Source organism: Leifsonia sp. 2MCAF36, assembly GCF_052115525.1.
Classification (GTDB): Bacteria; Actinomycetota; Actinomycetes; order Actinomycetales; family Microbacteriaceae; genus Leifsonia.
On record NZ_JBFRGV010000006.1, the window covers coordinates 194,184 to 220,942 of the forward strand.

Below are 26,759 nucleotides of genomic sequence, written 5' to 3' on the forward strand. Positions count from 1 at the left end.
CCTGACAGGCGGTCATGGGTGCGCTGAATGCGGCCGCATACGATGGAGGGCATGACCCGCGAATTCTCCGTGCCCCAGTCCCGTCACCTCCTCACCGAGCTGCCCGGCCCGCGTTCGGTCGAACTGCAGCAGCGCCGCGTCGCCACGGTGAGCCGCGGCGCGGGGACCCTCGCGAACATCTACATGGAGTCCGGCTCCGGCGCGATCCTGGTGGATGTGGACGGCAACCGCCTGATCGACCTCGGTTGCGGCATCGGCGTCACCACGATCGGCCACGCGCACCCGGCCGTCGCCGCGGCGGCCGCCGAGCAGGCGTCCAAGCTCACCCACACTCTGTTCACCGTGACCCCGTACGAGAACTACGTCGCGGTGGCCGAGAAGCTCGCCGAGATCACGCCGGGCGACTTCGAGAAGCACAGCATCCTGGTCAACACGGGGGCGGAGGCCGTGGAGAACGCGGTCAAGATCGCGCGCAAGTACACCGGTCGCCGCGCCATCGCGACACTCGACCACGCCTTCCACGGCCGTACCAACCTGACCATGGCGATGACCTACCGCCCCTGGCCGGAGCGCGCCGGCATGGGACCGTTCCCCGGTGAGATCTACAGCCTGCCGATCAGCTACCCGTTCCGCGATCCTGAGGGGATGACCGGCGAGGAGGCCGCCGAGCGCACGATCGACTACATCCGCACCCACATCGGTGCCACCGAACTGGCTGCGCTTTTCGTCGAGCCGATCCAGGGCGACGGCGGCATCATCATCCCGGCGCCCGGGTACTTCGCCCGCCTGGCCGAGTTCTGCGCCGAGAACGGCATCGTCTTCGTCGCCGACGAGATCCAGGCCGGCATCGGCCGCACCGGAACCTGGTACTCGATCGAGCACCACGGAGTCGTCCCCGACCTGGTGACCAGCGCGAAGGGCATCGCAGGCGGCTTCCCGCTCGCGGCCGTCACGGGGCGCGCCGAGATCATGGATGCCGTCCAGCCGGGCGGAATCGGCGGCACCTTCGGCGGCAACCCGGTCTCCACCGCCGCGGCCCTCGCGGTGTTCCAGGCCTTCGAGGACGAGGACCTGCTGGCGGAGGCACGCCGGGTCGAGAAGGCGCTGTGGGCGCGGATCGGCGACTGGGCCGAGCGGTTCCCGGTGGTCGGCGAGGTGCGCGGAAAGGGCGCGATGTTCGGCGTCGAGCTGGTCAAGCCGGGCACCAAGACGCCGAACCCCGAGGCTCTGCAGGCGGTGCTCAAGCATGCCACGCGCAACGGTGTCATCCCGCTGGATGCGGGCAGCTGGGACAGCGTGCTGCGCCTGCTGCCGTCGGTCGTCATCTCCGAGGAGCTGATCGACGACGCCGCCACCGTGCTCGAGGAGGCGCTCGGCCGCCTGAGCTGAGCGCGTTTGTGCGCCGTCGGGGGCCGCAGAGGAGCTTCTCAGTTCGGCATCTGTAGCGTTGAAGGCACGCTGTCCGCGGTGTCGAAGGGAGATCACTCGTGCGGCTCCCCCGCCTGCGGCTCCCCCGCCTGCGCCTGATCGCCGCGGCGTCCGCCGTCGCGGCGGGACTCGCGCTGGTGCCCGCTGCGGCGGTCGCCGAGTCGCCTGCGCCGTTCTCGCCCGGCTACATCATCAGCGATGACAGCTTCTTCAACCCGGATGCCATGACGGCCGGGCAGATCCAGCGCTTCCTCGAAGACCGGTCGTGCCACCCGAAGGACGCCTCCCCCTGCCTCGCCGACTTCCGGATGGACGCGCCGGCGCAGCCCGCTTCGGCGGAGCGTTGCACGGCCATGTCCGCACGGAAGAACGAGCGCGCAAGCAGCATCATCGCCCGCGTGGCGGCAGCCTGCACGGTCAGCCCGCGTGTGCTGCTGGTGCTGCTGCAGAAGGAGCAGTCCCTGCTGACCACGCCCAGCGCCTCGGGCTACCAGAAGGCGACGGGCTACGCCTGCCCGGACACCGCCGCCTGCGACACCCGCTACTTCGGGTTCTTCAACCAGGTCTACCGAGCGGCGTGGCAGTTCCGCGAGTACACCGTCCACCCGAAGGACTGGCGCTACAGGGTGGGCGGCAACACCATCCAGTACCACCCGAGTGCGGCGTGCGGGTCGAGCCCGGTCACCATCCTCAATCAGGCGACCGCGAACCTGTACAACTACACCCCCTATCAGCCGAACGAGGCGACGCTGAAGAAGGGCCCGGGCGACGCCTGCTCGGCCTACGGCAACCTCAACTTCTCGCGGCTGTACAACGCGTGGTTCGGCTCGCCATTGGCGGTGCGGTACACCGGCTTCGTCGATGGCTGCCTGGTCTACGTTCGTGGCTTCGGGTGCAGCCCGGTCGCACCGCTCGCGCCCTGACGGCTTATTCCGATTCCGGCATACAGGGCCGCCTACGCTCGAAAGGTGAGCATCGACGAGCCTGACGATGATGCCGCCGAGGTGAAGAAGCCCGGCGCGCTGTACTTCCTCGGCCGTGTGCTCATGGCGCCGCTCCTCAAGCTGGTCTACCGGCCGCGGGTGATCGGCAAGCGCAACGTCCCGAAGCACGGCAAGGTGATCCTGGCGAGCAACCACCTGTCGTTCATCGACTCGGTGGTGATCCCGATGACCGCGCCGCGGCGTGTCCAGTTCCTGGCCAAGTCGACCTACTTCGAAGGCACCGGGGTGAAGGGACGCGTCTCCCGCGACTTCTTCACCGCGATCGGCGCGGTCGGCGTCAAACGCGGAGCGGGAGCGGCAGCGCAGGAGGCCCTGGAGCAGTCGCGCAAGATCATCGACACGGGCGCGGCCTTCGCGGTGTACCCGGAGGGGACCCGCTCGCTCGACGGTCGCCTGTACAAGGGTCGCACCGGGGTCGGCTGGCTGGCGCTCACGACCGGCGCCGTCGTCGTCCCCGTCGGGCTGGTCGGGACCGACCAGATGCAACCCGTCGGCGCGAAGTTCCCGAAGCCGCACCGGATCACGGTCACGTTCGGCGAGCCGATCGACGTCTCGCGTTTCGGATCTGCCGACTCCGGACGCGCCCGCCGCCAGGCCACGGATGCGATCATGGCGGCCATCCACGGGCTCACCGGGCAGGAACTCGCCGGCGTCTACAACGAGACGCCGCCGGCGAACGCTGTCGAGCGCGTCAAGCGCGCATTCCGCCCCGAACGCCTCTAGCCGCCGAGTTCAGGCGAGGGTCAGCAGCTCGGGGGCGTGGTGCACGGGGAAGTTGACGCTCGCCGCGATGAAGCACTTCTCCGAGGCCGGCCCGTGCAGGGAGGCGGCGAACTCGGCCTGCGCGGGGTCGGCGATCGTCACCCGCGGGCGCAGGGTCACCTCGCTGAAATGGCCGCCGCCGTTCCCGGTCTGGACCATGGTGCCGGTCGCTGCATCCGTGTATCCGACGACGACGATGCCCGCGCGGGCGGCCTCCGCCAGGTAGCTGAGCATATGGCACTGCGACAACGCAGCGAGCAGCAGTTCCTCCGGGTTCCATCGGTCGCGGTCGCCGAAGAAGACGCGGTCTGCCGAGCCCTCGATCGGCTGCTTGTCCGGTGCGCTGACCACATGGTCGCGTCCGTACTCCTTGTAGCCGCTGGTGCCCGTCCCCCGGTTCCCGGTCCACTGCAGGTCGATCGCATACCCGTGCTCGAGCTTCATGCATCGATTCTCGCACCGCGGTTAGACTCGAATCACCATGACTGACACCGTGAGCACATTCGCGCCCGTCTACTCCGTTCCACAAGAACGCCGCATCATCACCGCCATTCCCGGCCCGAAGTCGCAGGAGTTGCACGAGCGTCGCCTCGCCGTCGTGCCGACCGGCGTATCGTCGGCGCTGCCGATCTACATCGCCCGCGCGAACGGCGCGATCCTCGTGGATGTGGACGGCAACCAGTTCGTCGACTTCGGCGCGGGCATCGGGGTGACCACGGTCGGGCACACCGAGGCCAGCGTCGTGGAGGCCGCGGCCGGGCAGCTGCAGGACGTCATCCACACGCTCTTCACGATCACCCCGTACGAGGAGTACGTACGCGTCGCCGAGCTGCTCGCCGAGCACACCCCCGGCGACCATACGAAAAAGACCGTCCTGGTCAACTCGGGCGCCGAGGCCGTCGAGAACGGCGTCAAGATCGCCCGCAAATTCACCGGCCGTCGCGCCGTCGCCGTCCTCGACCACGCCTACCACGGCCGCACGAACCTCACCATGGCCATGAACTACAAGGCCATGCCCTATGCGACCGGCTTCGGCCCGTTCGCAGGCGACGTCTACCACGCGCCCAACTCCTACCCGTACCGCGACGGCCTCAGCGGCGCCGAGGCTGCCGCACGCACCATCGCGTACCTCGAGAAGGTCGTCGGCGCCTCCGACCTGGCCTGCCTCGTCGCCGAGCCGATCCAGGGCGAGGGCGGCTTCATCGTCCCGGCCGAGGGCTACCTCGCCGCGCTGCAGGAGTGGTGCACCGCGAACCGAGTAGTCTTCATCGCGGACGAGATCCAGAGCGGGATGGCGCGCACCGGCGCCCTCTACGCCAGCGAGCACTTCGGTGTGGTCCCGGACATGGTGCTCAGCGCAAAGGGCATCGCGGGCGGCCTCCCCCTCGCCGCCGTCACTGGGCGCGCCGAGATCATGGACTCCGCCCAGCCGGGCGGTCTCGGCGGGACCTTCGGCGGAAACCCGGTCGCTGCCGCCGCCGCGGTCGCCGTCTTCGAGACCATCGAGCGCAACGACCTGCTCGCTCAGGCCCGTCGCATCGAGAGCGCGCTGAAGCCGGCGCTCGAGAAGCTTCAGCAGAAGTACGACATCATCGGCGACGTGCGCGGCATCGGCGCGATGATCGCCATCGAGCTGGTCAAGCCGGGCACCGGCGACACGACCAAGGAGCCCAACCCGGACGCGGTCAACGCCATCGTCGCAGCGGCCGCCCAGCAGGGCATCCTGTTCCTCAACGCCGGCACCTGGGGCAACGTCCTCCGTTTCCTGCCCAGCCTGGCCGTGTCCGACGAGCTGATCGCCGACGCCGTGTCGGTGATCGACGACGCCATCGCGGCACTGTGAGCACCGGGACGCCCGTGACCGCTGAAGTGTTCTCCGTCGACGATTCGGTGGAGCTCGCCGTCGTCGAACGGAGCGGCTTCGTGGAGTCACGCCACGCCGGCTCGGCCGTGGTGCTGGACCCGGACGGCACGGTGATCCGCAGCCTCGGCGCCCCCGCGCGTCCGGTCTTCCCCCGGTCGAGCATGAAGCCGTTCCAAGCGATCGCGGTGATGGGAGCAGGCGTCGCCCTGGAGGGCGCGACCGCGGTGCTCGCCACCGCCAGCCACGCCGGGACGCCGTCGCACCTGTCGGTGGTGCGCAAGCTGCTCGCGCAGGCTCAGCTCGCAGAGGACGCCCTTCAGTGCCCGGCGGACTGGCCGCTCGACACGGCCGCACGGGACGAACTGGTCCGCGCCGGCGAGCACAAGCATCCGGTCTTCATGAACTGCTCGGGCAAGCACGCCGCGATGCTGCTGGCCTGCCGGGTCAACGGCTGGCCGACCGAGAGCTACCTGGACCCGACGCATCCCGTACAGCAGCACATCCGCGACACGATCGAACGGCTGACCGGCGAGAAGGTCGTCGCGACCGGCGTGGACGGCTGCGGTGCACCGGTCCACGCGATGTCGCTGATCGCCCTGGCCCGCGGCATCCACCGGATCGCGACCGCGTCGGACGGCTCTCCGTTCGCGCTCTTCCGTAACGCCGCCCTGCTCAAGAATGCGGTGCTCGCGGACGGCTGGGCGATCGACGGGCCCGGGCGGGCGAATACGGTCGTCATCGACGAACTGGGCGTCTTCGCCAAGGGCGGCGCCGAGGGTGTCATGGTCATGGCCGCGCCGGATGGCACCACGGTGACGCTGAAGGTGCTCGACGGCAGCCTCCGCGCCGCCTCCATCGTCGCCCTGCGCCTCCTGGCCGACGCCGACGCGCTGACCCACGACGCCGTCGACCGCGTCGCTCCCGCTTTGGACCTCGCCGTCCTCGGCCGTGGCACCCCCGTCGGCGCCATCCGGGCCTCCTACACCTGACCCCCCGCCGTCGAGTACACAAAGAGTGCACGCTTTTCCGCAAGGAAGCGTGCACTCTTTGTGTACTCGACGGCGGGGAGCGGGGCGGTTATTGGCGGGCGAGGCGGCGGGAGCGCGCGGCGGCGGTCAGCTGCGAGACGAGCACCACGAGGAGGGTCAGGATGAAGACGGCCGAGGCGATCACGTTGGCCTGCGCCGGGATGCCGCGCGATGCCGCGATGTAGATGTACATCGGGAAGGTGGTCACCGCGCCGGCGTTGAAGTTCGTGATGATGAAGTCGTCGAAGCTGAGCGAGAACGACAGCAGTGCCGCCGACAGGATGCCCGGGAGCAGCAGCGGGAAGGTGATCCTCCAGAAGACGGCGTTCGGCGACCCGTACAGGTCGCGCCCCGCCTCCTCCATCGCGGGGTCGAGGGAGGCGACGCGCGCCTTCACCGTGACCACCACGAAGCTGATGCAGAACATGACGTGGGCGATGATGATCGTCAGGAAGCCCTTGTTCACGCCGAGGCTCAGGAACTGGGCGGCCAGGCCCGCGCCGAGCACCACCTCCGGGCTCGCCATCGGCAGGAAGAGCAGCAGGCTGGTCTGCGACCGGAGCCGGAACCGGTAGCGCATCAGGGCGATCGCGATCATGGTGCCGAGCGCCGTGGCGATCACCGTCGAGATGACACCGATGATGATGCTCGCCGAGAACGCGTCGCAGATGCCGGCGGCGTCGCAGACGTTGGTCCAGTTGCGCAGGGTGAAGCCGCGCCACGCGATGTTGTTCTTGATCGCGTCGTTGAACGAAAAGACGAACGTGTAGACGATGGGGATGAGCAGGAACGCCAGGGCAAGGAACGCGTAGACCCCGAGTCCGAGGCCCTTGAATCGGCGCCTGCCCTTGGCCGCGCTCGGCGGCGTGGTGGTGTCGGTGGGTGTCGCCATCGTGGTCACAACAGCTCCTCCGTCCCGCTCCGCCGCACGTACGCACCGACGATGACGAGGATGACCGCCATCAGGATGACGGACATGGAGGCCGCCGTCGGGTAGTTCTGCAGCACCAGGAAGTTGCTCTCGATGACGTTGCCCATCATCGAGGTGTCGGCGGCACCGAGGAAGTCCTGCGACGCATTGATGTAGTCGCCGGCCGCCGGGATGAACGTGAGGAGCGTCCCCGACACGATCCCCGGAAGGGACAGCGGGATGGTCACCCTGCGGAACGTCGTCCACGGGCTCGCGTACAGGTCCTGTCCCGCCTCCAGGAGCCGCGTGTCCAACCGCTCCAGCGTCGCGTACAGCGGCAGGCACATGAACGGGATGAAGTTGTAGGTCAGGCCGAAGATCACCGAGAACGGCGTCCCGGTGATGTGGGCGTCCGGCGGCAGGATGGACACCGCTTTCAGCGAACTGGCGATCCACCCGTCGTCGCTGAGGATCGCCTTCCACGCCAGCGTCCGCAGCAGGAAGCTGATGAAGAACGGTGCGATCACCAGGGTCATCAGGAGGTTCTGCACGAGCGGCCGGCCGCGCATCGTCACACCGATGAAGTAGGCGAGCGGGTAGCTGATCAGCAGAGCGGCCGCGGTCGCGATGATGGCGTAGACGAAGGAGCGCAGGATCTGCGGCCAGTACTCCGACAGCGAATCGGCGTAGTTCTGCCACTGGAACGCGGTCTGGTACTGCCCGATGTCGCCGTCCACGACGGGGGCCTGGAAGGAGGTGATGATCAGCGAGACCAGCGGCGTCAGGAAGAACAGGATGAGGTAGAGCACCCCGGGCAGGAGGAGGACGAGCGCGATACCGCTCTTGCGGCGGACCGCGGGCTCCTGGTCCTGCGTCGGCGGCGCCCCCGTGAATGCGGCGAGGGCCATCTACGCCTCCTCCAGCTCCGTCAGCATCCGCTCCCGCGCCTGCGCCGCCAACGCCTGCGTGTCGGCGTCCTCGACGAAGCGACCGTCGGCGGGCGGCTCGTCGGCGAGCACGAACGTGTGGTCGGCGTCCCAGGCCACCCAGACGTCGGCGCCGAGCGCGGCGACCGGTCCGCTCGCGGTGTTCTGGGCGAAGACGACGACGGTGCCGAGGGCGGGCACGTCCACGAGGTACTGGGTGCTGACGCCGCTGAACGACACGTCGGTCACCCGGCCGGGACCGAGCCGGTTGGCGCCGGCCCGGATGGTCTCTGGCGTCGCGTGCAACGTCAGCTTCTCGGGGCGGACCCCGACCGTGACGAAGCCGCTGGTGCGCTGCGCGCGCGACCGCGGAACCTGGATGCGCTCTCCCCCGACATCGACGCCGAGCGTGTCCGTCCCGGACTCCTGGATCGGACCAGCGAACAGATTCGACTGCCCGAGGAAGTTCGCGACGAACACCGTCGACGGCAGCTCGTAGAGCACCTCCGGTGAGCCCATCTGCTCGATCCGCCCCTTGTTCATCACGGCGACCGTGTCGGCCATGGTCATGGCCTCCTCCTGGTCGTGCGTGACGTGCACGAAGGTGAGCCCGACCTCCAGCTGGATGGACTTCAGCTCCAGCTGCATCTGTCGCCGCAGCTTCAGGTCGAGCGCGCCGAGCGGCTCGTCGAGCAGGAGCAGTGCGGGCCGGTTGACGACGGCCCGGGCGAGCGCGACGCGCTGCTGCTGGCCGCCGGACAGTTGGGCCGGGCGGCGCGCAGCCAGGTGATCGAGCTCGACCAGCCGCAGCGCCTCGTGGGCTTTCGCGATCGGGTCGCCGATGCGGCGCCGGCGCAGCCCGAAGGCGACGTTCTCGAGCACCGTCATGTGAGGGAACAGCGCGTAGCTCTGGAACACCGTGTTGACGGGACGCTGGAATGGCTTGGTGCGGGTCACATCCTCGCCGCCGATCAGGATGCGTCCCTCGGTCGGCTCCTCCAGCCCGGCCACCAGGCGCAGTGTCGTCGTCTTGCCGCAGCCGCTCGGGCCGAGGAGGGCGAAGAAGGAGCCGGCGGGGATGGTGAGGTCCAGCTGCTCGATCGCGGTGAAGCCCGGGAACCGCTTCTTGATGCCGTCCAGGCGCAGATCCGCGCCCGACTCGGCGAACACTCCCCTGGCCATCAGGCCCCCAGGATCACTTTCTGGAACGCCGCCTGGTACTTCTGCTCCTCGGCCGGGGTCAGGGTCCGGAACACCTTGACCTTCTTGAGCGTCGCGTCGTCGGGGAAGATCAGCTGGTTATCGGCGAGCTCCGGGTCGATCTTCGTGGCCGCCTCCTTGGCGCCCTGCACCGGGGTGATGTAGTTGACCCACGCGGCGACCTCGGCCGCCACCTCCGGCTGGTAGTAGTAGTCGATCAGCTTCTCGGCGTTCGCCTTCCGGGTGGAGCCGATCGGAATGACGAAGTTGTCGCTCCACAGCGTCCCGCCCGCCTCCGGGATGGCGAACTGCCAGTTGTCGCCTGCCTCCGCATTCAGCTGGGTGATGTCGCCGGACCAGCAGATCGCGGCGAGCGTGTCTCCGGACTTCAGGTCGTTCAGGTACGAGTTGCCCTTGATGTTGCGGATCTGGCCGTCGTTGACGTGCTTGGTGATCGTGTCGATGGCCTTGTTGAAGTCGTCGTCGCTGAAGTTCTTCGAGATGTCGACGCCCTGCTGCAACATGATCAGGCCCATGGTGTCGCGCATCTCGCTGAGCACGCCGACCTTGCCTTTGAGGTCGGACTTCCACAGGTCGTCGATGCTCTTCAGACCCTGGGGCAGCTTCTCCTTGTTCCAGGCGATGCCGGCGAACCCGCTCTGCCACGGCAGCGACTTGGTGCGGCCCGGGTCGAAGTCGACATCCTTGAGGTTGGCGACGAGGTTCTTCTTGTTCGGGATGGCGGACTCGTCGAACGGCTGGACGTAGCCCAGGCGGATCCAGCGCGCGATCATCCAGTCGGTGAGGCAGACGGTGTCGGCGCCGATGTCCTTGCCGAGGGCGAGCTGGTCCTTCACCTTGGCGTAGTAGGTGTTGTTGTCGTCGACGGCGACGTCGTACTTGACCGCGATGCCGCTCTGCTTCTCGAACGCCTCGAGCGTCGGGTATTTGCCGGCGTCGTCCTGGTCGAGATACGCCTGCCAGTTCGCCCAGGTGAGCGTCTTGTCGGTGGCGGACTGGTCTTTGGCGGCGCTGGGCTTGTTGGAGGCGCCCCCGGTGGAGCAGGCGGCCAGGGCGAGGGCGGCGGCGCCGGCTCCCGCGCCGGCGAGGAGCCCGCGACGCGTCAGCTGGGACGCGCGCGCCGACTGGACGAGCTGGCGGATCATCGGGTCTTGCGGGAGGTTGCTCGGTTTCACAGTGGTGCTCCTTGGGGATCGAACACGGACCACGGGCGACGGCGCATCGGGCGGCACTCCGTCGTGCCGTCGCGGTGGACCGATCCTGACATAGAACCGTTGCGATCCGCAGCACTCTGTGGCCGGATCATCCATTTGGAAACACAATCTTTACGAAATCCGTGCCAGATCGGTCGAAACGCCCGGGAAACCGCAGACCGGCCCTTCTGCCGGCGACGGGCTCGTGGATGCACTGCGGCGGCGAGCATCGCTGCGGAAACCGTCTGCTCGAACGACATCCGCCCGCGAAATCAGTGTTCCGATGGCAAGATTCCCATCGAAATCCTCCGTGAACCTCGCTATGGTGAAAGCGAATCACATGTCGAGTGTCGAAGGAGCCCCATGAAGGTCGCGATCCCCCGCGAGATCAAGAACAACGAGTTCCGAGTGGCGATCACGCCCGCAGGAGTCCACGACCTGGTCGGTGCGGGGCACGACGTCTTCGTCGAGTCGGGCGCCGGCGTGGGTTCCTCCATCCCCGATGAGCTCTATGCCAAGTCGGGCGCGACCATCCTCCCGGATGCCGCAGCCACCTGGGAGGCCGGCGACCTCATCCTGAAGGTGAAGGAGCCGATCGAAAGCGAGTACGGCTACTTCCGCCGGGGACTGGTGCTCTTCACCTACCTCCACCTCGCGGCCGACGCTGCGCTGACCCGCGCCCTGATCGACGGCGGTGTGACGGCGATCGCGTACGAGACCGTTCAGCTGCCGACGCGTGCCCTGCCCCTGCTGGCCCCGATGAGCGAGGTCGCCGGACGACTGGCGCCCATCGTCGGCGCCAACACGATGCTCAAGCCGAACGGCGGACCCGGCCTGCTCGTCCCCGGCGTCCCGGGAACCCACCCGGCCGTGGTGACCGTACTCGGCGGCGGCGTCGCCGGAACGAACGCGATCTCGGTCGCCGTCGGGCTCGGCGCAGAGGTCACGGTGCTCGACACGAACATCCAGCGCCTGCGTGAGCTCGACGCCCACTACGCCGGGCGCATCAAGACCATCGCCTCGAACAGCTTCGAGATCGACAAGGCGGTCGTCGCCTCCGACCTCGTCATCGGCTCGGTGCTCGTGCCCGGCGCGAAGGCTCCCAAGCTCGTCACGAACGAGCTGGTGTCGCGGATGAAGGCGGGCAGCGTCCTCGTCGACATCGCGGTGGACCAGGGCGGCTGCTTCGAGGACTCGCACCCGACCACGCACGCCGACCCGACCTTCACCGTGCACCAGTCGGTGTTCTACTGCGTCGCGAACATGCCGGGCGCAGTGCCGCACACCTCGACGTATGCGCTCACCAACGCGACGCTGCCGTACGCGCGCGCCATCGCGAACCGCGGCTGGCAGGACGCGCTGCGGGCCGACCCGTCGCTGGCTCTCGGTCTCAACGTCCACGACGGCCGGGTGACAAACGAGGGCGTCGCAGCGGCGCACGGCCTCGAAGCGGCCTCCGTCGAGGACGAGCTGGCCTGAGGGCAAGAGCTCAGCGGGCGAGGCTCAGCGGGCGAGGTTTCCGGCGCCCGGTTCGGGCGCCGGTCAGGAGACGTCGAACCACTGGTCGCCGATCTCGACCCTGGTGCCGCGGGTGACCCGGTAGCGGCGGCCGGCCTCGCACTGCCGGGCGACACCGCCGAGTGGATGCGCGACCGTGCCGTTGCCGGAGTAGCGGTCGCAGATCCACAGTTCGTCACCCTCCAGCCCGAACTCGAGGTGCGTCTTCGAGACGCTGCGCGTGGGGTCGGAGACGACCACCAGGTGGTCGACCTCCTCGCCCGGCTGGGTGATCGGGCGGCGGCCGACGAGGCCGGAGCCGGACACCTCGACGGCGTCGCCCGTCGAGAAGCTCAGGGTGAAGGAGCGCTGGACGGTGGGACGCGCGCGCGGCGCATCCTCCAGCGACACGATGGTCATCGCCTGGGTGGGCGGGAGTCCGTCCTCGTCGAGCTCGAATTCTGCGCCCTGGAGGTCGGCGGGGAACCGCCCGGCGACCGCAGGCGCTGCGGGGCGCTCTGCGACGCGCTCGGAGATGATCGAGGTGTCCGACGGACGCGAGTCGGCGAGCTCCGGAGCACGAAGGCGCGATGAGGTCACCGAGCTGCCGCACATCGGGCAGAACAGCGTCCCGTCCGCCAGTTCCGCTCCACATACGCGACAGTTCATCGGCTCCGTCCCTTCCGGCTCGCTCTTCCACGGTAGCCGAGCGATCGCAAGGAGACGGCCGCGAGCAGCCCCTTCCACCGCGTGTCGCGTTTGGCGAGCTGCCCCCGGAGGTCGTCGACGGCCTTCCACACCGACTCGGCCTCCGCGGGGGTCGGGGCGACGCCGCTGAAGGTGGCCCGGTCGGCGACTTTGGCCAGCGCATTCGCGCGCGACCCGCCGATGGTGTCGGCGAACTCCACCCTGGTCGCCGCAGGGGGCCGGTCGTACCCGTGGTCCACGGCGGCGTCGGCGAATTCGCGCCACCCGCCGACGATCCGTTCGCGCGCGGTCGCCGCGGAGCGCCGCAGGACCCGTCGCCTCCATTTGGCGGCCAGCACGGCGAGGAACGGGGCCGCCACGATCGCCAGGACGAGCAGGGTCCAGCCGACCACCGTCAGGATGGCGAGGAGAGTCTCCAGCACCGGGTTGGGGCGCGGCTGCTTGGACGGGTCGACCTGCGCCTGGGGAGGTTCGTCGTTGCGCTGCGGGTTGTCGTCCACCGGGGGTTGCACGTTGGTCTGCGGACGGGAGATCTGCGTCGGCTGGTCGGGCTGCTTCGGCGGCACCGGACGGACGGGCGGTGTCGGGTCGACGGTCACCCATCCGCGCGTCGTCTGCACCTCGATCCAGGCGGAGATGTCCGAGCCGGTGAAGGTCACGGCCGAGGACGTGTTGTCTTTCGGCGCGACGAAGCCAACGGTCACGCGTGCCGGGAATCCGAGTTGCCGCGCCATGAGCGCCGCGGTCACGGCGTACTGCTCCTGGTCGCCGAGCATGGGCACGTCGGTGAGCAGTTCTGTGATGCGGTCGGCGCCGTGGCCGGAGCGGCTTGGCGGCTCGTTCGGGCCGATGCCGTGGCTGAGGTAGCCGTCCTGCGCCAGGCCGCGCAGAGCGGCCGCGAGCTTTGCGCCCGCACCGGACACGCCCGCGGTGTACTTCTGCAGCGCCGACTGCAGCTCGTCCGGGATGACCGACGGACGGGGCACGGAGTCGGTTCCCGGCTGCACCTTCTGCAGCTGGGAGGCGGTGAGCAGCGGCTTCACCACCGATTCCTCGACGTACGCGTCGCCGCTGTGCAGCGAGGTGGTCACCGCCCCCGTGCCGGTCACGTCGTTGTAGAAGAACGCGCCGGCGAGCCGTCCGGCCTGCTGACCGGAGAACTGCACCTGCTCGAGCTGACCGTTGCCCGGCAGCCAGGGGCCCCGGTAGTCGCGGATGACGACGGTCGTCGTCGTCTGCTTCCCGGTCGTCGCTCGCTGGTCGAGGCGGTAGGGGACGCGCGTGAACGATCCGGAGGCGCTTGTCACATCGCCGCTGCCCACCGAGTAGGTGACGCCGTCGTAGGTGTCCAGGGTGGCGATCCTGATGCGATGGTCGGCCGGGAGCCCGCTCACCGAGAGCATCGGCGCGTCGGCCTTGCCCGGCTGCAGGTAGGAGCGGAAGCCGCTCAGCGGGCTCGCATAATCGCGTGGGTCAAAGGGCTGCTCCACGGCGGTGCGAACCACCTCACGGTCCCCCGGTGGCGGCAGCAGCGCGGCGGCCGCGACGCCGCCGGCCGCCGCGGCGACCAGCATGACCGTCGCACCCGCTGCGGTGAGAAGCGCGGTCGAGCGGCGCTCGCTGCGGGACTCGACGAGCAGGCCGCTCTGCTCGCGAAGGGTGCGGACGGCCGCCGACCGGCGTTCCAGCCGGAAGCGGATCAGCCACGCGAGGAGCACGACGAAGAGCGTGAACAGCAGGGGCAGCGGCACGGAGGCGACCGACGAACCGAGCAGGATCCCGGCGACGACCAGGAGCACGGGCGGGATGGCGGCGAGCTCCGGCCGGGACGACCGCAGCGCGATCGTCACGGTGAGGACCGTCGTGAGCAGGATGAGGAGGAACGCCGGCACCAGCAACGCCTGGTACGACCCGACCGGGACGCTGATCGTCACCAGCTGCTTCCAGCTCAGCCAGGTGCCCTGGACCAGGTCGACGAATCCCTGGCCGCTCGGCAAGAGCCCACCGGCGGCCGCCTCCGACGGCACTGCGAGCTGCACGCCCGTGCCCAGGAAGACCACGACGATGAGCCCGCCGATCACGATGCTGGGGAGCCGCCACGCCCATCCGACGACCCCGATCGCGGTTCCCAGCACCAGAGTGACGACGAGCATCATCATGAACTCCGCCGACTGGTAGACGGGCCAGAACGACCAGGCGCCGATGGCCACCGCCACGACGGCGAAGACGACGTCGAGGAGCGCCCGGACGGAGCGACGGGCGGGCATCAGGTGGCCAGCCGTTTCGCGAGGCTGCGCTGCAGGTCCTCCAGGTAGCCGATGGTGAGGACGCTCAGGTCGGCGACGCGGCGGAGCGACGGGACGGCGCCCTCGTCGCAGACGATCGCCACCACATCCACGCCGAGCGGGAAGTGGGCCGCCGCCGCCCGCAACTGCGACGCGCTCGGTGTGGAGCCGCAGATCAAGAACGCGATCGAGATGCCGGCGGAGTCGTCGGAGGCGACCTGGGCGAGCTCCGGGAGGCGCAGAGCCGACTCCGCGGTCTCCACACCGGCCAGGTCATCCAGGAGCCGCCCGCGGTTGATCGTGCTCAGCCGCCGGACGGTGAACACCATCCGTTTGGCGAAGTCGGGCGTCTCGGCGCTGGCGACGACAGACACCGTGCGCGAATCGATCATCGCCCGCACGCCGAGCGAGCCGGTGGCGCTGACGGCGAGCTCGAACTCCTCTTCGGTGGCGTAGTCGGCCGCGGACAGGCTGAGCGCGACCAGGAGGTGGCTGCGGCGGGTCTCCTCGAACTGACGGACCATGTAGCTGCCCGTCTTCGCCGTCGACTTCCAGTGGATGTAGCGGCGCTCGTCCCCTGGCAGGTACTCGCGCAATGCGTGGAAGGCGATGTCGCTGGCGGTCAGGTCGCGGGTCGGCGAGCCCTCCAGGTCGCGGACGAACCCGGTGCTCATGCTCGGGATGGCGATGGTGCGCGGGTGGACGAACAGGTCGAGCGACTCCGCCCAGACCACTTCGCGGCGGAGCAGCCCGATGGGGTCGGCTCGCACCGTCCGCACCGGGCCGATGGGCACGATCCCGCGCCGGGTCGTGGGCACGACGAACACATCCGAGTGCTCCTCGGCGGGCGCGAGGGAGGGCGCGGCGAACTCGGCGAGCCCGAGACCCACCGGCACCTCGACGCGGACGCCGGGGAGCCTCCGCCGCAGCGGATTGCGGACCGCCACCTCGCCGGGGGCGCGCTCGCCGACCACCACGCGGTTGGCGGGCAGGGACAGGCCCACGTCGTACGCGGTCCGCCCGATCAGGTAGCCGGAAGCGACGACCAGGAGCACCACGGCCGTCCACCCGGCGACGACGGCCTCGATCCAGCCCCAGACGTAACCGGCCGTGAGCGCCAGGACGGCGAGGACGAGCATCGACCAGCCGAGCGCCGTCACCACGGCGCCGACGCGGCGGGCGAGCGCGGCAACGGCCTTCCCGGCGGTGGCGGAGCTGCGCACGGCCCACACGATCGCGTCGGCGAGGAAGCCCTCGCGCTCGCCGACGATTCGGGCGCGCGCGTTGGTCAGCTCGGTCTGCGAACGGGTGACCGTTGTCACACGGCGGCCCGATCACTCGGGGGCGGGGTCTCGATGAGAAGCTGCCCGATCAGGCTGGACGGGCTGACGCCTTCGAACTCGGCCTCGGGGTCGAGGATGAGCCGGTGGGCGAGCACCGGCTCGGCGAGGGCTTTCACGTCGTCGGGGGTGACGTAGTAGCGGCCGGAAGCGGCCGCGAGCGTCTTCGCGGCACGCAGCAGCGCCAGTGCGCCGCGCACGCTGACGCCCAGCCGGATCTCGTCAGCGGTGCGACTGGCCTCGACCAGGCGGGACACGTAGTCGTTGATGGTCGGGTCGACGTGGACGCCCCGCGCCATGGACGCCATCTCCGCCACCGTTGCGGCGGAGATGACCTCGGGCACGACCACTTCGTGTGCCTTACGCTCCGAGCCCTCCAGGATGCGCAGCGTCGCCTCGTGGTCCGGGTACCCGATCGACGCCTTCATCAGGAAGCGGTCGAGCTGCGCCTCCGGCAACCGGTAGGTCCCGGCCTGCTCGATCGGGTTTTGCGTCGCGATGACCATGAACGGCGCTCCGACGGAGTGGCGGACGCCGTCGACCGTGACCTGCTGCTCCTCCATCACCTCCAGCAGTGCCGACTGGGTCTTCGGGCTGGCCCGGTTGATCTCGTCCGCGAGCACGATGTTGGCGAACACCGGCCCGCGGTGGAACTCGAAGTCGCCGGTCCGCTGGTCGTAGATGTTGACGCCGGTGATGTCGCCCGGCAGCAGGTCAGGCGTGAACTGGACCCGGTTGGTCGTGCCCCGGACGCTCTCCGCGATCGCACGCGCCAGCGAGGTCTTCCCGGTTCCAGGGAAGTCTTCGAGCAGCAGGTGCCCTTCGCTGAACAGTGCCGTCAACGCCAGCCGGATGACGTGCGACTTGCCCAGGAGCACGCGGTCGATGTTCCCGACGAGTCGATCGAAGACTCCGGAGAACCATCCGGCCTGCTCGGGGGTCATCGTCATGCTCCGGCCTCTTTCGGTTCGGGGCGCGGCGTGGTCGGCCGCAGGGATGGGGAGGTGCGCCACGGGTTGCGGCTGCACTCAGTATGCCGTTCGCGGATCATGGCAGCGTCGATCCTGGATAGTCGTAGGCGTACGTGTCGGGTTTGACGATTACGCGCACCGTGAGGGTGGGCGACAGGTCGTCGGCCGGCGCCGTGCAGGTGGCGGTCTGTCCGGCGGGCGGCATCGGCGTCTCCGTCGTTCCGTCGCAGCTGTAGGTCACGGCGTCGTAAGTGCCGGTCGGCCAGCTCGTCCAGGTGAAGACGTGGCTGGCGGGGTCGTACCGCGCTCCGTCGATCTGGAGGCTCACAGCGACGCCGAGACCCTGCGTCGCGCTCTGGTCGGTGCACAGCGAGGACCCGTCGGGGTAGCCCTCGCACACCCGGGTGATCCGCACGGTGAGCGGCACACCGTAGTGGTCGGCGCCCGAACCGGTCAGTACCCCGCTGGTGCCCGACAGGCTTCCGGAGTCGACGACCGCGCCACCGTTCAGGAGCTGATAATCGAACGTCGGGTTCGACCCGCCGCCTGCCTGATACGCGATCGTCACCCCGAAGTCCGCCGTGCGTCCGTTCTGCACGCGGGGGCCGACCGTGATGCTCGTCACGTCGCCGGGCGACTCCCGGGGCGTCGCGCTCACGATCGCCGCCTGCGTGCATCCCTGGCCGTTGTAGGCGTAGACGACGAAGTTGTACGTCTGGTTCGGGCTCAGCCCGTTGAAGGTCGTGCTCCCGCCGTCCACCTGTCGCAGTCCACTGGTGGAGAGCGACGGCTGCCCCTGGGCGACGCCGCTGACCGCGCACTGCGTCGGATTGCCGCCCTGGAACGCCGCCACATAATAGGCGCCGATCGACTTGCCGTTGTCTCCGAACACGCTGGGCCAGCTCAAGGTCGCACTCGTGCCGTCTTTCGTGTCGGGCTGCGCGACCGGTGCGGTGCCGGTGAGCGTAGGGGCTCCGGCGGGGATCCCGCTCCCCTGGGCCTGATTCCACGTCGTCCGGCCCTGGTAGAAGTCGTTGTGCGACGCGATGCTGAAACCGATCGAGGCCCCGTTCGCGATACCGGGGTCGGTCAGATTCAGCGCGTACGTCGTGCCGACCGGGTCTGAGCCGGAGACCTGCAACGTGTTGCTGAGGCCTCCGAATGACACCACGTAGGAGGTGATCGGACTGGCCCCCGGGGCATCGCCGGGCTTCGACCAGGTGATCCGGAGCCCGTGGTCGAGCGGAGTGGAGCCGAGGCCGGCCGGCGCGTTGGGGATGACGTCGGACCAGACCGGCTCGGCGTACGCCGTCGGGTCGGACAGCCCGAGCGCGTTCCTGGCGCGGACGCTGAGCGTCACGGCGTTGTCGGGGCCGTTGCCCGGCGTTGTGATCGCGCAGGTGGTGGTCGTGCACGGGGTTGTGGAGATCACCTGTCCGGTGGACGCGTTGGCCATGGTGACCTCGAACCCGGTGATCGGCGAGTTGTTGAAGGCGCCCGGGATCCAGCTCAGCGTGAGGCTTCGGTCGGCGATGTTCGCGATCTGAACGTTGGAGACCGGCGCCGGGTGGTCCTGCACCGACACCGTCACGGTTCCCCACGTGTAGCGGTCGGGGTCGCCCGTGGCGTCGGCGACTTCGTACTGCAGCGTGGTGTCCGTGGGCTGAGCGGTCGCCGAGACGGAGACCTGCAGCTGCGCGTTGCCGGCGCTGGGGGTGATGCTGAGTCCGTCCGGGAGCCCGCTGCCGAGACCGCGCACCGCGACGACGCTGAGCGGCTTGCCGGGGAACGGGTTGGTCGCGGTGTCGTTGGCGAGCACGTCCACCGTGGTCGTCTGGCCGCGCGGCGCGATCACCCGGTCGGGTTGCGGGCTCGCCAGCGGCCGCGTGGACGGGACCACCGAGATGTCGATGCGCCCCGCCTGACCGGCGTTCACCGCATCCTTCACTCCGATCGAGAGCGAGGGGGTGGACCCCTTCGGCGTTCCGGTCGCGACCGTGACCGTGAGCTTCTGGCCGTCGAGGGATGCGCTCACGCCATCCGGTCGCGGGTTCTGGATGGAGTACACCAGCTCGTTCTGGTCCTTGGCGTACGGGTACTTGGTGATCTTCGCCAGGTCGATCGTCTTCGTCTGGCCCGGCTCGAAGTCGATCAGCGCACCGGTGAACACCGGCGGTTGGTTCTCTCGCGGTGTGACGTCGATCGGCAGCACGATGGTCGCAACGTTGCCGTCGCTGGCGCTGGAGCCGTCGGTCACCTGGAACGAGATCGAGGCCGGCCCGAAGTACCGGGGCGACGACGTGAACTGCAGCGTGTCGTTGCCGACCACGAGGTCGTCCCCGTTGGCGTGCGTCGCGCGGACGGTGGCCGCGTCGGTGAGCCGCACCTTCCGGTCGCCGACCGCGACGATGTAATCGTTCAGGTGGATGGTGAGCGTCTTCTCGCTGACCACCGACAGCTTGGGCGCCCCCCGCTTCAGTTGGGGAAGGGCGTCGTCGTAGCCCGGGACATGGACGAAGCCGTAGGCGACGACGGACTCGTCTTCGGGATTGGCCACCCGGAACGGCACGATCTGGCTCTTCGCGCCGATGGCGATCCGCAACCGCTTCGCGTCGGTGACCTGGGCGTCGCTGCTGTAGCCGGGGACCACGGAGAGCTTGAGCGTCGAGACGGGGCCGTCGGCGAAGAACACATTGGCGAGGACGTTCACGTCCACGCGGTCCTTTCCGAGGATGTCGGAGAGCCCCAATGTCGTGTCGGAGACGACCGGCCGCGCCGGAGGCGCTTTCGGGTCGACGGTCAGCCGCAGGAACGCCTGGCTGGTGCCGCCGCGCTCGTTCTGGATCGTGTACAGGAACCCGTAGGCTCCCGGCGCTTTGGGTGCCGTCACGGTCACGACGGGTCCGCTCAGCTTCGCCTTCGCTTTGCCGTCGAGCGACGTGACGGCGGTGACGCTGAGCGGGCTGCCGTCGGGGTCGCTGTCGTTGGCGAGCACCTGCACGCTGAGCGTGCGCCCCGGGCGGGCGGTCACGTCGTCCTCGACCGCGACCGGGTTACGCGCACCCTCGACGCGGGCCGCGATGCCGACGCGGACGGTGCCGGTCGCCCGTGCGCCGAGCGCGTCCACGACCGAGTAACTGAAGCTGTCGGTGCCTGCGGCGTAGTCTCCGGCCTGGAAGTCCATCCAGTCGGCTCCCGAGGCGATGACGGCGCCCTTCTGCGGGTTGGTCTCCTGGCCGATGAACTGCACCGAGTCGCCGTCGGGGTCGATCCCCGAGAGTGGGACGGTGATGCGGACCGTGTCCCCCGCGAGCACGCGCGCTGTCACCGTCTTGGGCACCGGCGGGTTGTTCGTCGCTGCATCCCGCTCGCGCACGGCGATGGTGACATCGGCGGTCGCCCACTGACCGTCCGCGCCGTAGACCCGGTAGGCGGCGGTGTAGTTGCCCGGCTTCGACGGCGCGAGGTAGCGCAAGTGGTCGCCGCTGACGAAGAGCAGGCCGCCGCCGTTCGGCAGCGGCGTTGCCAGCGTCGGGTCGAGCGTCAGTTTGTCGCCGTCGGGCTGCACATCGTTGGCGAGCACGGGGATGTCGACCACGTCGCGCACACGCACCGACACCGAGTCGGGCGCGGCGATCGGCGGCTGGTGCACCGTCAGCGGCGGCAGCTGCACGACGGTCACCGTGCCAACGGTGTCCGCGAGGCCGTTGCTGAGCCGGTAGTGGAAGTCGACCGGGCCCTCGAGCGGGCGGCTGAGCGTCACCCGGAGGGTGCGCTGCTGCAGCACCTGGACGCGCACGCCGGTCGAGGCGGCGGGATCGGTGACCCCGGTGACCAGGAGGACGCCGCCGGACGGGTCGATGTCGGTCGACAGCACGTCCACATCCTGGGAGGACTGCTCGCGGATGAACGCAGTGTGCGGGACGGCGATCGGAGCCGTCTTGGCGCCCGGTGGCGCCTTCACCTCGACGCGCACCACACCGGTCGCCGTGACGACGCCGTCGGTGACCGAGTACTCGATGTTGTGCGTGCCCGCCTGATCGGACTCGAACCGGAAGGTGCCGCCCTGGTAGTCGGGTGTGATCGTGGCGTCGGCCTTGGTCGGCACGGTGCTCAGCCGGACGGTCGCGTTGCCGCCGCGGACATGATCGAGCGGCGACACGGTCACCTCTTGGCCCTGGTAGGCGAGCACGGCGAACGGGTCGGCGATGATCGGCACCTGGCCCGGAGCCCGCACGGTCACGGCGAGCAGCCCCACCGACTCGGCGCGGCCGTCGGAGAGGGTGAGGGCCACGTCCTTGACACCGGTACCGTCGCCGTGGTCGGAGTACGCGACCTGGCCCTGCGGGGTGAAGGTCACCGTGTCGGGCGCTGCGATGGAGGCGCCGGACAGGTAGAATGAGTCGCCGTCGGGGTCGTAGCAGTCCCCGATCACCGGCGCGGACACCCGGCCGCCGGTCTGCACGACGGCCTTGGCGTTCCGGACGCAGGCCGGTGGCGAATTCTCGGCGGCCGAGCGCACCGTCACGGTGACGTGCGCGGTCGCCGTGCCGCCGCGTCCATCGGAGATCGTGTAGTCGAAGGCGATCTCGCCGGTGGCCGTGTCCGGCAGCGAGATCTGCAGCTGCTGGTCGGCGTTGGTCAGCTCCAGCGTGCCCTGCTCGGCGGGAATGCCGGTGAAGGAGTCGATGGTGAGCACATCGCCGTTCGGGTCGTAGTCGTTCAGCAGCACCGGCAGCGGCGTCACCCGGCCCGGCCGCGCGCCGAACGCATCGTTGACGGCGACGGGAGGCTGCTCCTGCTTCTCGTACTGCGGGGCGGTGTCCTGCTTGGTCTGGTTGACGAGCTCTTGGGTGGTCTTCTTCGACACCAGTTCGTCCCAGTTGTCGATGCGCGTGTTGCCGCTCTGCACGGCCCAGGCCACACCCGAACGGCCGTCGTTGAGAACGACCCGATCGCCGTTGGCACGGAACGCCAGGGTGGCCCCTGACGGCACGTCTTTCAGTGTCGACCGCTCCCCCGCGCCGGATGCCGCACAGGACCGCCAGGCGGTCCCGTCTCCCCACGCCGCGTAGGTGCAGCCGGCCACCGTCACCGGCGGGGCCGCCGCCCCGGTGACCTGACGGACCGGCCGGCTGGGCCGCCCGCCGTCGAGCGGCACCCGCACCAGGCCGGTGTCGGTCGCGATCCAGACCGCGTTCCCACCGGCGGAGGGCTGCTGCAAGACCGCATCGGCCCCCGCCGGCAGGAGGGAGGCCAGGTCGACCGCGCGGCCATCCACCCACACCGTCCGCTGGTCGGGATCGAGCAGCGCCCAGTGACCGCCCACCGAGGTCAGCGACACGTTCGCCCCGTCGCCGCGCGTCGCGACGGTCGTGGTGGTGGTCGACGGCTCCGCCGCGTTCAGGTCGGCGCGAAACAACGAGCGGGTCGCCGGCTGGTACGCGAACAGGATGCCGGATGGGTCCATCGCGGACACCGCTCGACCGCCAAGGTCGACGGTCGGGGCGGACCCGGAGTTGAAGAGGTCGAGCTGCTGCACGGTGGTGAGCCACAGCTGGCCTGTCGTCCGCGACAGCAGCGCGACGTGACCGCCGGCGAGAGACACCTGCGGCGACCGCGGGGGCAGCGCGACCGATTTGCCCGTCTCGGCCTTGGCCGGGTCGACCACGGCGATGGTGTTGGCCTCGCCGTCGACGAGCAGGACGTCGGTGCCGTCCTGGACGACATCCAGCGCCTCGCCGGTTCCGGCGACCACCGAATTGAGTTTGTCGATCTCGGTGTTCGCGCGCCCGAGCGACTTCTTCGCGTCGCTGGCCACCCACACCGCCGCGTCGTTGAGCTGCAGGTGCTGCGCGCTGTAGCCGCCCGAGACGACCGCGAGCGTCGTCACCAGAGCCGCGACGGCCGTGCCGCTGACGGCCGTCGCCGCGACCGACTTGTGCGCGGCGAGCCAGGAGCCGATGGCGGCCAGCCGGGTCACGTCCCGTCCGTCCTCTGAACGCACTTCTGGCCGCTCGGCGTGCCCGTCTTGCCGTTGCGGTTGACCGTCACGGTCACGCACACGGTCGCGCCGGGCTTCGCATCGACGCGGAACTCGGTCGCGTGCTGGCTGCTGGGCGGCTGATCCTGCATCGTCACCTGGTACGTGTCGCCCTCGTGCAGTCCGGGATCGCTCCAGCTGAACACGATGGTGCTTCCGGTGACGCGTCCGCTCAGGTCTCGGACGGTCGGGATGTCGTCGCTCGAGCCCGCACGCACCAGCACGAACGCTGCGGTGATGCCGAGCACGAGTACGAGTGCAGCGCAGGCGATGAGCGCGATGACGAGCGACCTCGGGGTCTTCGACGGCGGCGCCTGCTGCGGGGTCTGCGCGCTTCCGAGGCTCTCGCGCACCACGGTGCGTGTCGGGGCCCTCGTGATCGTCGCCGACGCGGGTGCCGCACGCCGCCGACGACGCCGGCCTCCGGGGTCGACCGCGACGACGCCCTTCACCCGCGTGCGGTCCTCCGGGTCGCCGGCGGTGGCCAGCGCCCAGTCGTCCATGGCGACCTCGATCGGCGTCTGCGGCAGGCCGAGTTCGGCCTCGACCGCCTGCAGCTCGCGGATGAACTCGAGCGCGCTGCGCTGCCGCTGGGACGGCTTGCGGGACATCGCGCGCAGCAACACCTGCTCCAGCCGCGGCGGGACGTCCGCACGGCCGATCGGCAGCGGACGGCTCTTGCTGATCCGGTGCATGAGCTCGGAGGCGGTGTTCTCCTTGCCCGGCACCTCGAACGGCGAGCGGCCGGCCAGCAGCGAGTACATCGTCGCGCCGAGCGACCACACCTCGCTGGCGATCGTCCCGCTGGTCTCGTCGAGCAGCACCTCCGGCGCCGACCAGGGAATGGAGAGGCCGATGGCCTCGGTCACGTCCGCTTCGCTCAGCGTGGCGGCGATACCGAAGTCGCTGAGCACCGGATGCCCGTAGGCGGTGCTCAGGATGTTGGACGGCTTGATGTCCCGGTGTAGCACTCCCGCCCTGTGCGCGGTCTCGACCGCGCTGGCGATCCGGACGCCGATGCTGAGCACCTCCGGCACGGGCAGCGGCTCGGAGCGGTAGCGGTGCCCGATCGCCGAGGAGCACAACTCCATGACGAGGTACGGCCGGCCGTCGGACGAGACGCTCGCCTGGTAGACGGTGAGGATCGAGGGATGCGTGCTCAGCTGCGCCATCAGGTTGGCCTCGGCCTGGAACATCTGCTTGACCTGGCTGGTGACCACCTCGGCGAGCATGACCTTGACCGCGACCTGGCGGCGGGGCATGTTCTGTTCGTAGAGGAACACGTCGGCGAAGCCGCCGGAACCGAGCACCCGGACGTACGAGAAACCGGGGAGGTTGGGCGGTTGGGACGGCAGGCGCCGGGCCATCGGCTCCTCCCGTTCCTTCGGTGAAACGCGTTCGCGGGTGCAAAAGCGTCTGCCAATTGTAGGCAGCCGTCGCCGAGCATCAGCCGGGCTGAACCCGCACTGGGGACAACTCCATTACCCCCAAGTCGGGGGACACTTTCAGTGCCGTCGGGCCGCTCGGCGGGTCTCGCCGTCGCGGTGGGCACCAGACTCGGGCGTTGCCAGCACATCCACCACGACGACCGTCACGTTGTCCCGCCCGCCGTTGCCGAGGGCCGCATCCATCAGCTGCTGCGCCGCATCGAGCGGCGAAGAGCCCTCCGCCAGGAAGTACCGGATGCCGTGCTCGGTCAGCTCCTTCGTCAGGCCGTCCGAGCAGACCAGCAGCCGCGACCCCGCGACGATCGGGAGCAGGAAGTAGTCGGGGATCGGGTCCTCGTTGAAGCCCACCGCGCGGGTGATCACGTTGCTGTGCGGGTGCACCTCCGCCTCCGCCGGCGTGATCGCGCCGGCGTCGAGCAGCTCCTGGACGATCGAGTGATCGACGGTGAGCTGTTCCAGCGTGCCGTCGCGGTAGCTGTAGACGCGCGAGTCGCCGATGTTGAAGACCAGCCAGTACGGCGAGCCGTCGACGAGCGTCAGCGCGATCCCGGTCACGGTCGTCCCTGTGCCGAGGTCGGTCTGCCCCACCCCGCGTGTCATGTCGTCGACCGCGGACCGCAGTGCCTCGGTCAGAGCGACTTCGCCCACGAAGTCGACCTTCACCTTCTCGGCGAGACGCGTCACCACGGCGGTGCTGGCGAAGTCGCCCGCGGTGTGCCCGCCCATCCCGTCGGCCACCGCGAAGATGGGCGACCGCGCCAGGAGGCTGTCCTCATTCACGCTGCGCCGGTAGCCGGTGTCGCTGAGCGCCGCCCAGGACAGACTGATGCGCGCGTCGGGATCGCCGGGGACGGCCACGGTGTGGCGTCTGCTGCTGCGACCGATCTGGGTCACTCGCGTCCTTCGTCTCGGCGGGAGGTGATCTCGATGATATTACCGTCGCCGATCTCCACCCTCGCTCCTGCGAGCACGACGACCGACTCCCCCGGCCGCAACCGGCGCGAACCGCCCGGACCCGTGACCACCGTTCCGTTCGTTGAGCGAAGGTCGGTGACCACGACGGCGTCCCCCTCCTGCTCGATGCGAGCGTGGGTGGACGACACCTCCTGCGTCGGCGACGAGACGGTCACCAACCGCGGAGCGATGCCCGCCTCGACCCGCAGAAGGGCCGGGCGACGACCGATCAGCAGGGGCGCATCCAGAGCCATCGTGTCCCCCGATGGGAGCCGCGCGGCGAACGCCGCGGGCCGGGGCGGGAGGACCAACGGCTGGGTCGGCGGGAAGCCGTCGTCGAAGGGCATGGTGAACGGACCGCTGCTCGCGCTGGGCGTGTCGCGACCGGACGGCGGTGCGGGCACGACCGCATCGGCGCCGGATGCGGGCGGCTCCTCGAGGTCGACAGCCCCCGCCAGCTCGTGGGCGGCGGGATGCACGGCGGGCGGAACATCGTCGGAGTCCGCGGGTGTCGCGGCGCCATGGCCGAAGAGGCTGGAGCTGCGACTCCGGTCGCGGATGATCGTCTCCTCCGCCGCTGGGCCGCCCAGCGGCCGTTCCTCGGCGGCCGGCCCCTGCTCCTGCTCAGCGGCGCGCGCCCCGCGTTCGATCGGCGTGAGCGACCACGTGAGCAGGTCGCCGTCCGCGACACCGACGCCCATCGGGAGGGACCCGTGGGCCAGCCGGGCGACGGGACCCGTGGCCGCGTCGTCGCCCTGGAGCACGAGCACGGTCACCGCACGGAATTCGGCCAGCACCCAGGGCTGGACGCCTCCGGCAGAGAATCGCCGCGACCCTCCGACGGAGAAGACATCGATCGCTGCCGAGCCGCGGACGACGGCCGTCACCGTGACCTCGCCGTCGGGGTTCGGGTCGGCGACCTCCGCGACCGCGAACGAGCGGACGCTGTCCGGACCTGCGAGCGGAAAGGCGCCGACCACGGACTCGATCGTGGCGAGATCGGATTCGGCGAGCCAGAACAGCTGGTCGACGATCTCGTCCGTCACGGTGCTCTCCACCGCGGCGACGAAGCGGCGGCCGGCGACGAGCAACCAGCGGGAGGGCCCGGCCGTCGGGGCATACCGGATGAAGCCGCCAGTCATCGTCGGCTCCTCTCGTGGTCGATGCCGAGTGTAGC

The 26,759-nt window shown here is 69.7% G+C and carries 19 protein-coding genes; 6 read left to right on the top strand and 13 right to left on the bottom strand.

What is annotated here, in order from left to right; genetic code table 11:
- Window positions 1-42: 42 nt before the first annotated feature.
- The 3 genes from AB4079_RS11000 (at window position 43) to AB4079_RS11010 (ending at window position 3,155) form a co-directional block, all read left to right on the top strand.
- Window positions 43-1,389 carry an aminotransferase class III-fold pyridoxal phosphate-dependent enzyme gene (locus tag AB4079_RS11000; RefSeq protein ID WP_441787554.1) on the top strand — a complete coding sequence of 449 codons (1,347 nt, stop codon included), beginning with the start codon at window positions 43-45 and terminating at the stop codon, window positions 1,387-1,389.
- 98 nt (window positions 1,390-1,487) lie between these two features.
- Window positions 1,488-2,351, top strand: a complete 864-nt coding sequence (locus tag AB4079_RS11005; protein WP_441787331.1) for a hypothetical protein — start codon at window positions 1,488-1,490, stop codon at window positions 2,349-2,351.
- 45 nt (window positions 2,352-2,396) lie between these two features.
- Window positions 2,397-3,155 carry a lysophospholipid acyltransferase family protein gene (locus tag AB4079_RS11010; RefSeq protein ID WP_441787332.1) on the top strand — a complete coding sequence of 253 codons (759 nt, stop codon included), beginning with the start codon at window positions 2,397-2,399 and terminating at the stop codon, window positions 3,153-3,155.
- A gap of 9 nt (window positions 3,156-3,164) precedes the next feature.
- Here the strand turns inward: AB4079_RS11010 and AB4079_RS11015 are convergent, their stop codons facing one another.
- Window positions 3,165-3,638, bottom strand: coding sequence for an OsmC family protein (locus AB4079_RS11015; RefSeq protein ID WP_441787333.1), 474 nt, complete (start codon window positions 3,636-3,638; stop codon window positions 3,165-3,167).
- 37 nt (window positions 3,639-3,675) lie between these two features.
- Here AB4079_RS11015 and gabT point away from each other — a divergent pair, with 37 nt between their 5' ends.
- Both gabT and AB4079_RS11025 read left to right on the top strand, forming a co-directional pair.
- A complete protein-coding gene (gene gabT / locus AB4079_RS11020) occupies window positions 3,676-5,037 on the top strand; it encodes a 4-aminobutyrate--2-oxoglutarate transaminase (protein ID WP_441787334.1) in 1,362 nt (453 codons plus the stop codon).
- Between the two features lie 14 nt (window positions 5,038-5,051).
- Window positions 5,052-6,047, top strand: a complete 996-nt coding sequence (locus AB4079_RS11025; protein ID WP_441787335.1) for an asparaginase — start codon at window positions 5,052-5,054, stop codon at window positions 6,045-6,047.
- 88 nt (window positions 6,048-6,135) lie between these two features.
- Here the strand turns inward: AB4079_RS11025 and AB4079_RS11030 are convergent, their stop codons facing one another.
- From AB4079_RS11030 to AB4079_RS11045, 4 genes are read right to left on the bottom strand one after another with little or no spacing between them, the layout of a single operon-like run.
- Window positions 6,136-6,987 (bottom strand): ABC transporter permease, encoded by an 852-nt coding sequence (locus AB4079_RS11030; RefSeq protein ID WP_441787336.1) that lies wholly within the window; start codon window positions 6,985-6,987, stop codon window positions 6,136-6,138.
- The gene (locus tag AB4079_RS11035) at window positions 6,984-7,904 is read right to left on the bottom strand and encodes an ABC transporter permease (RefSeq protein WP_441787337.1); all 921 of its coding nucleotides are present in this window, start codon (window positions 7,902-7,904) and stop codon (window positions 6,984-6,986) included. The genes AB4079_RS11030 and AB4079_RS11035 overlap by 4 nt, the downstream gene beginning before the upstream one ends.
- Window positions 7,905-9,104: an ABC transporter ATP-binding protein gene (locus AB4079_RS11040; RefSeq protein ID WP_441787338.1), complete on the bottom strand. Its 1,200-nt coding sequence runs from the start codon at window positions 9,102-9,104 to the stop codon at window positions 7,905-7,907. It lies immediately after the preceding gene.
- The gene (locus AB4079_RS11045; RefSeq protein WP_441787339.1) at window positions 9,104-10,318 is read right to left on the bottom strand and encodes an ABC transporter substrate-binding protein; all 1,215 of its coding nucleotides are present in this window, start codon (window positions 10,316-10,318) and stop codon (window positions 9,104-9,106) included. The genes AB4079_RS11040 and AB4079_RS11045 overlap by 1 nt, the downstream gene beginning before the upstream one ends.
- A gap of 381 nt (window positions 10,319-10,699) precedes the next feature.
- On the opposite strand from AB4079_RS11045, the gene ald reads away from it, so the two are divergent.
- The gene (gene ald, locus AB4079_RS11050) at window positions 10,700-11,815 is read left to right on the top strand and encodes an alanine dehydrogenase (protein ID WP_441787340.1); all 1,116 of its coding nucleotides are present in this window, start codon (window positions 10,700-10,702) and stop codon (window positions 11,813-11,815) included.
- A gap of 63 nt (window positions 11,816-11,878) precedes the next feature.
- Here ald and AB4079_RS11055 read toward each other — a convergent pair whose 3' ends face one another.
- From AB4079_RS11055 to AB4079_RS11090, 8 genes are all read right to left on the bottom strand, one after another.
- Window positions 11,879-12,502 (bottom strand): zinc-ribbon domain-containing protein, encoded by a 624-nt coding sequence (locus AB4079_RS11055; protein ID WP_441787341.1) that lies wholly within the window; start codon window positions 12,500-12,502, stop codon window positions 11,879-11,881.
- A complete protein-coding gene (locus AB4079_RS11060) occupies window positions 12,499-14,808 on the bottom strand; it encodes a transglutaminase-like domain-containing protein (protein WP_441787342.1) in 2,310 nt (769 codons plus the stop codon). Before AB4079_RS11060 ends, AB4079_RS11055 begins: the two co-directional genes overlap by 4 nt.
- Window positions 14,808-16,148: a DUF58 domain-containing protein gene (locus tag AB4079_RS11065; protein ID WP_441787343.1), complete on the bottom strand. Its 1,341-nt coding sequence runs from the start codon at window positions 16,146-16,148 to the stop codon at window positions 14,808-14,810. Before AB4079_RS11065 ends, AB4079_RS11060 begins: the two co-directional genes overlap by 1 nt.
- Window positions 16,145-17,116: an AAA family ATPase gene (locus AB4079_RS11070; protein WP_441787344.1), complete on the bottom strand. Its 972-nt coding sequence runs from the start codon at window positions 17,114-17,116 to the stop codon at window positions 16,145-16,147. Before AB4079_RS11070 ends, AB4079_RS11065 begins: the two co-directional genes overlap by 4 nt.
- A 97-nt stretch (window positions 17,117-17,213) precedes the next feature.
- Window positions 17,214-23,144 carry an Ig-like domain-containing protein gene (locus AB4079_RS11075; RefSeq protein ID WP_441787345.1) on the bottom strand — a complete coding sequence of 1,977 codons (5,931 nt, stop codon included), beginning with the start codon at window positions 23,142-23,144 and terminating at the stop codon, window positions 17,214-17,216.
- Entirely contained in the window at window positions 23,117-24,547 is a 1,431-nt protein-coding gene (locus AB4079_RS11080; protein WP_441787346.1) for a serine/threonine-protein kinase, read from the bottom strand. Before AB4079_RS11080 ends, AB4079_RS11075 begins: the two co-directional genes overlap by 28 nt.
- 138 nt (window positions 24,548-24,685) lie before the next feature.
- Window positions 24,686-25,522, bottom strand: coding sequence for a PP2C family protein-serine/threonine phosphatase (locus AB4079_RS11085; RefSeq protein ID WP_441787347.1), 837 nt, complete (start codon window positions 25,520-25,522; stop codon window positions 24,686-24,688).
- Window positions 25,519-26,724: an FHA domain-containing protein gene (locus AB4079_RS11090; protein ID WP_441787348.1), complete on the bottom strand. Its 1,206-nt coding sequence runs from the start codon at window positions 26,722-26,724 to the stop codon at window positions 25,519-25,521. The genes AB4079_RS11085 and AB4079_RS11090 overlap by 4 nt, the downstream gene beginning before the upstream one ends.
- Between the last annotated feature and the right edge of the window lie 35 nt (window positions 26,725-26,759).

Excerpts from the sequence above, each read along its gene's own strand:
- AB4079_RS11000 (WP_441787554.1), top strand. The coding sequence starts at position 43 with ATGGAGGGCATGACCCGCGAATTCTCCGTGCCCCAGTCCCGTCACCTC.
- AB4079_RS11015 (WP_441787333.1), bottom strand. The coding sequence starts at position 3,638 with ATGAAGCTCGAGCACGGGTATGCGATCGACCTGCAGTGGACCGGGAAC.
- gabT (WP_441787334.1), top strand. The coding sequence starts at position 3,676 with ATGACTGACACCGTGAGCACATTCGCGCCCGTCTACTCCGTTCCACAA.
- AB4079_RS11035 (WP_441787337.1), bottom strand. The coding sequence starts at position 7,904 with ATGGCCCTCGCCGCATTCACGGGGGCGCCGCCGACGCAGGACCAGGAG.
- AB4079_RS11040 (WP_441787338.1), bottom strand. The coding sequence starts at position 9,104 with ATGGCCAGGGGAGTGTTCGCCGAGTCGGGCGCGGATCTGCGCCTGGAC.
- ald (WP_441787340.1), top strand. The coding sequence starts at position 10,700 with ATGAAGGTCGCGATCCCCCGCGAGATCAAGAACAACGAGTTCCGAGTG.
- AB4079_RS11055 (WP_441787341.1), bottom strand. The coding sequence starts at position 12,502 with ATGAACTGTCGCGTATGTGGAGCGGAACTGGCGGACGGGACGCTGTTC.
- AB4079_RS11060 (WP_441787342.1), bottom strand. The coding sequence starts at position 14,808 with ATGCCCGCCCGTCGCTCCGTCCGGGCGCTCCTCGACGTCGTCTTCGCC.
- AB4079_RS11070 (WP_441787344.1), bottom strand. The coding sequence starts at position 17,116 with ATGACGATGACCCCCGAGCAGGCCGGATGGTTCTCCGGAGTCTTCGAT.
- AB4079_RS11080 (WP_441787346.1), bottom strand. The coding sequence starts at position 24,547 with ATGGCCCGGCGCCTGCCGTCCCAACCGCCCAACCTCCCCGGTTTCTCG.
- AB4079_RS11090 (WP_441787348.1), bottom strand. The coding sequence starts at position 26,724 with ATGACTGGCGGCTTCATCCGGTATGCCCCGACGGCCGGGCCCTCCCGC.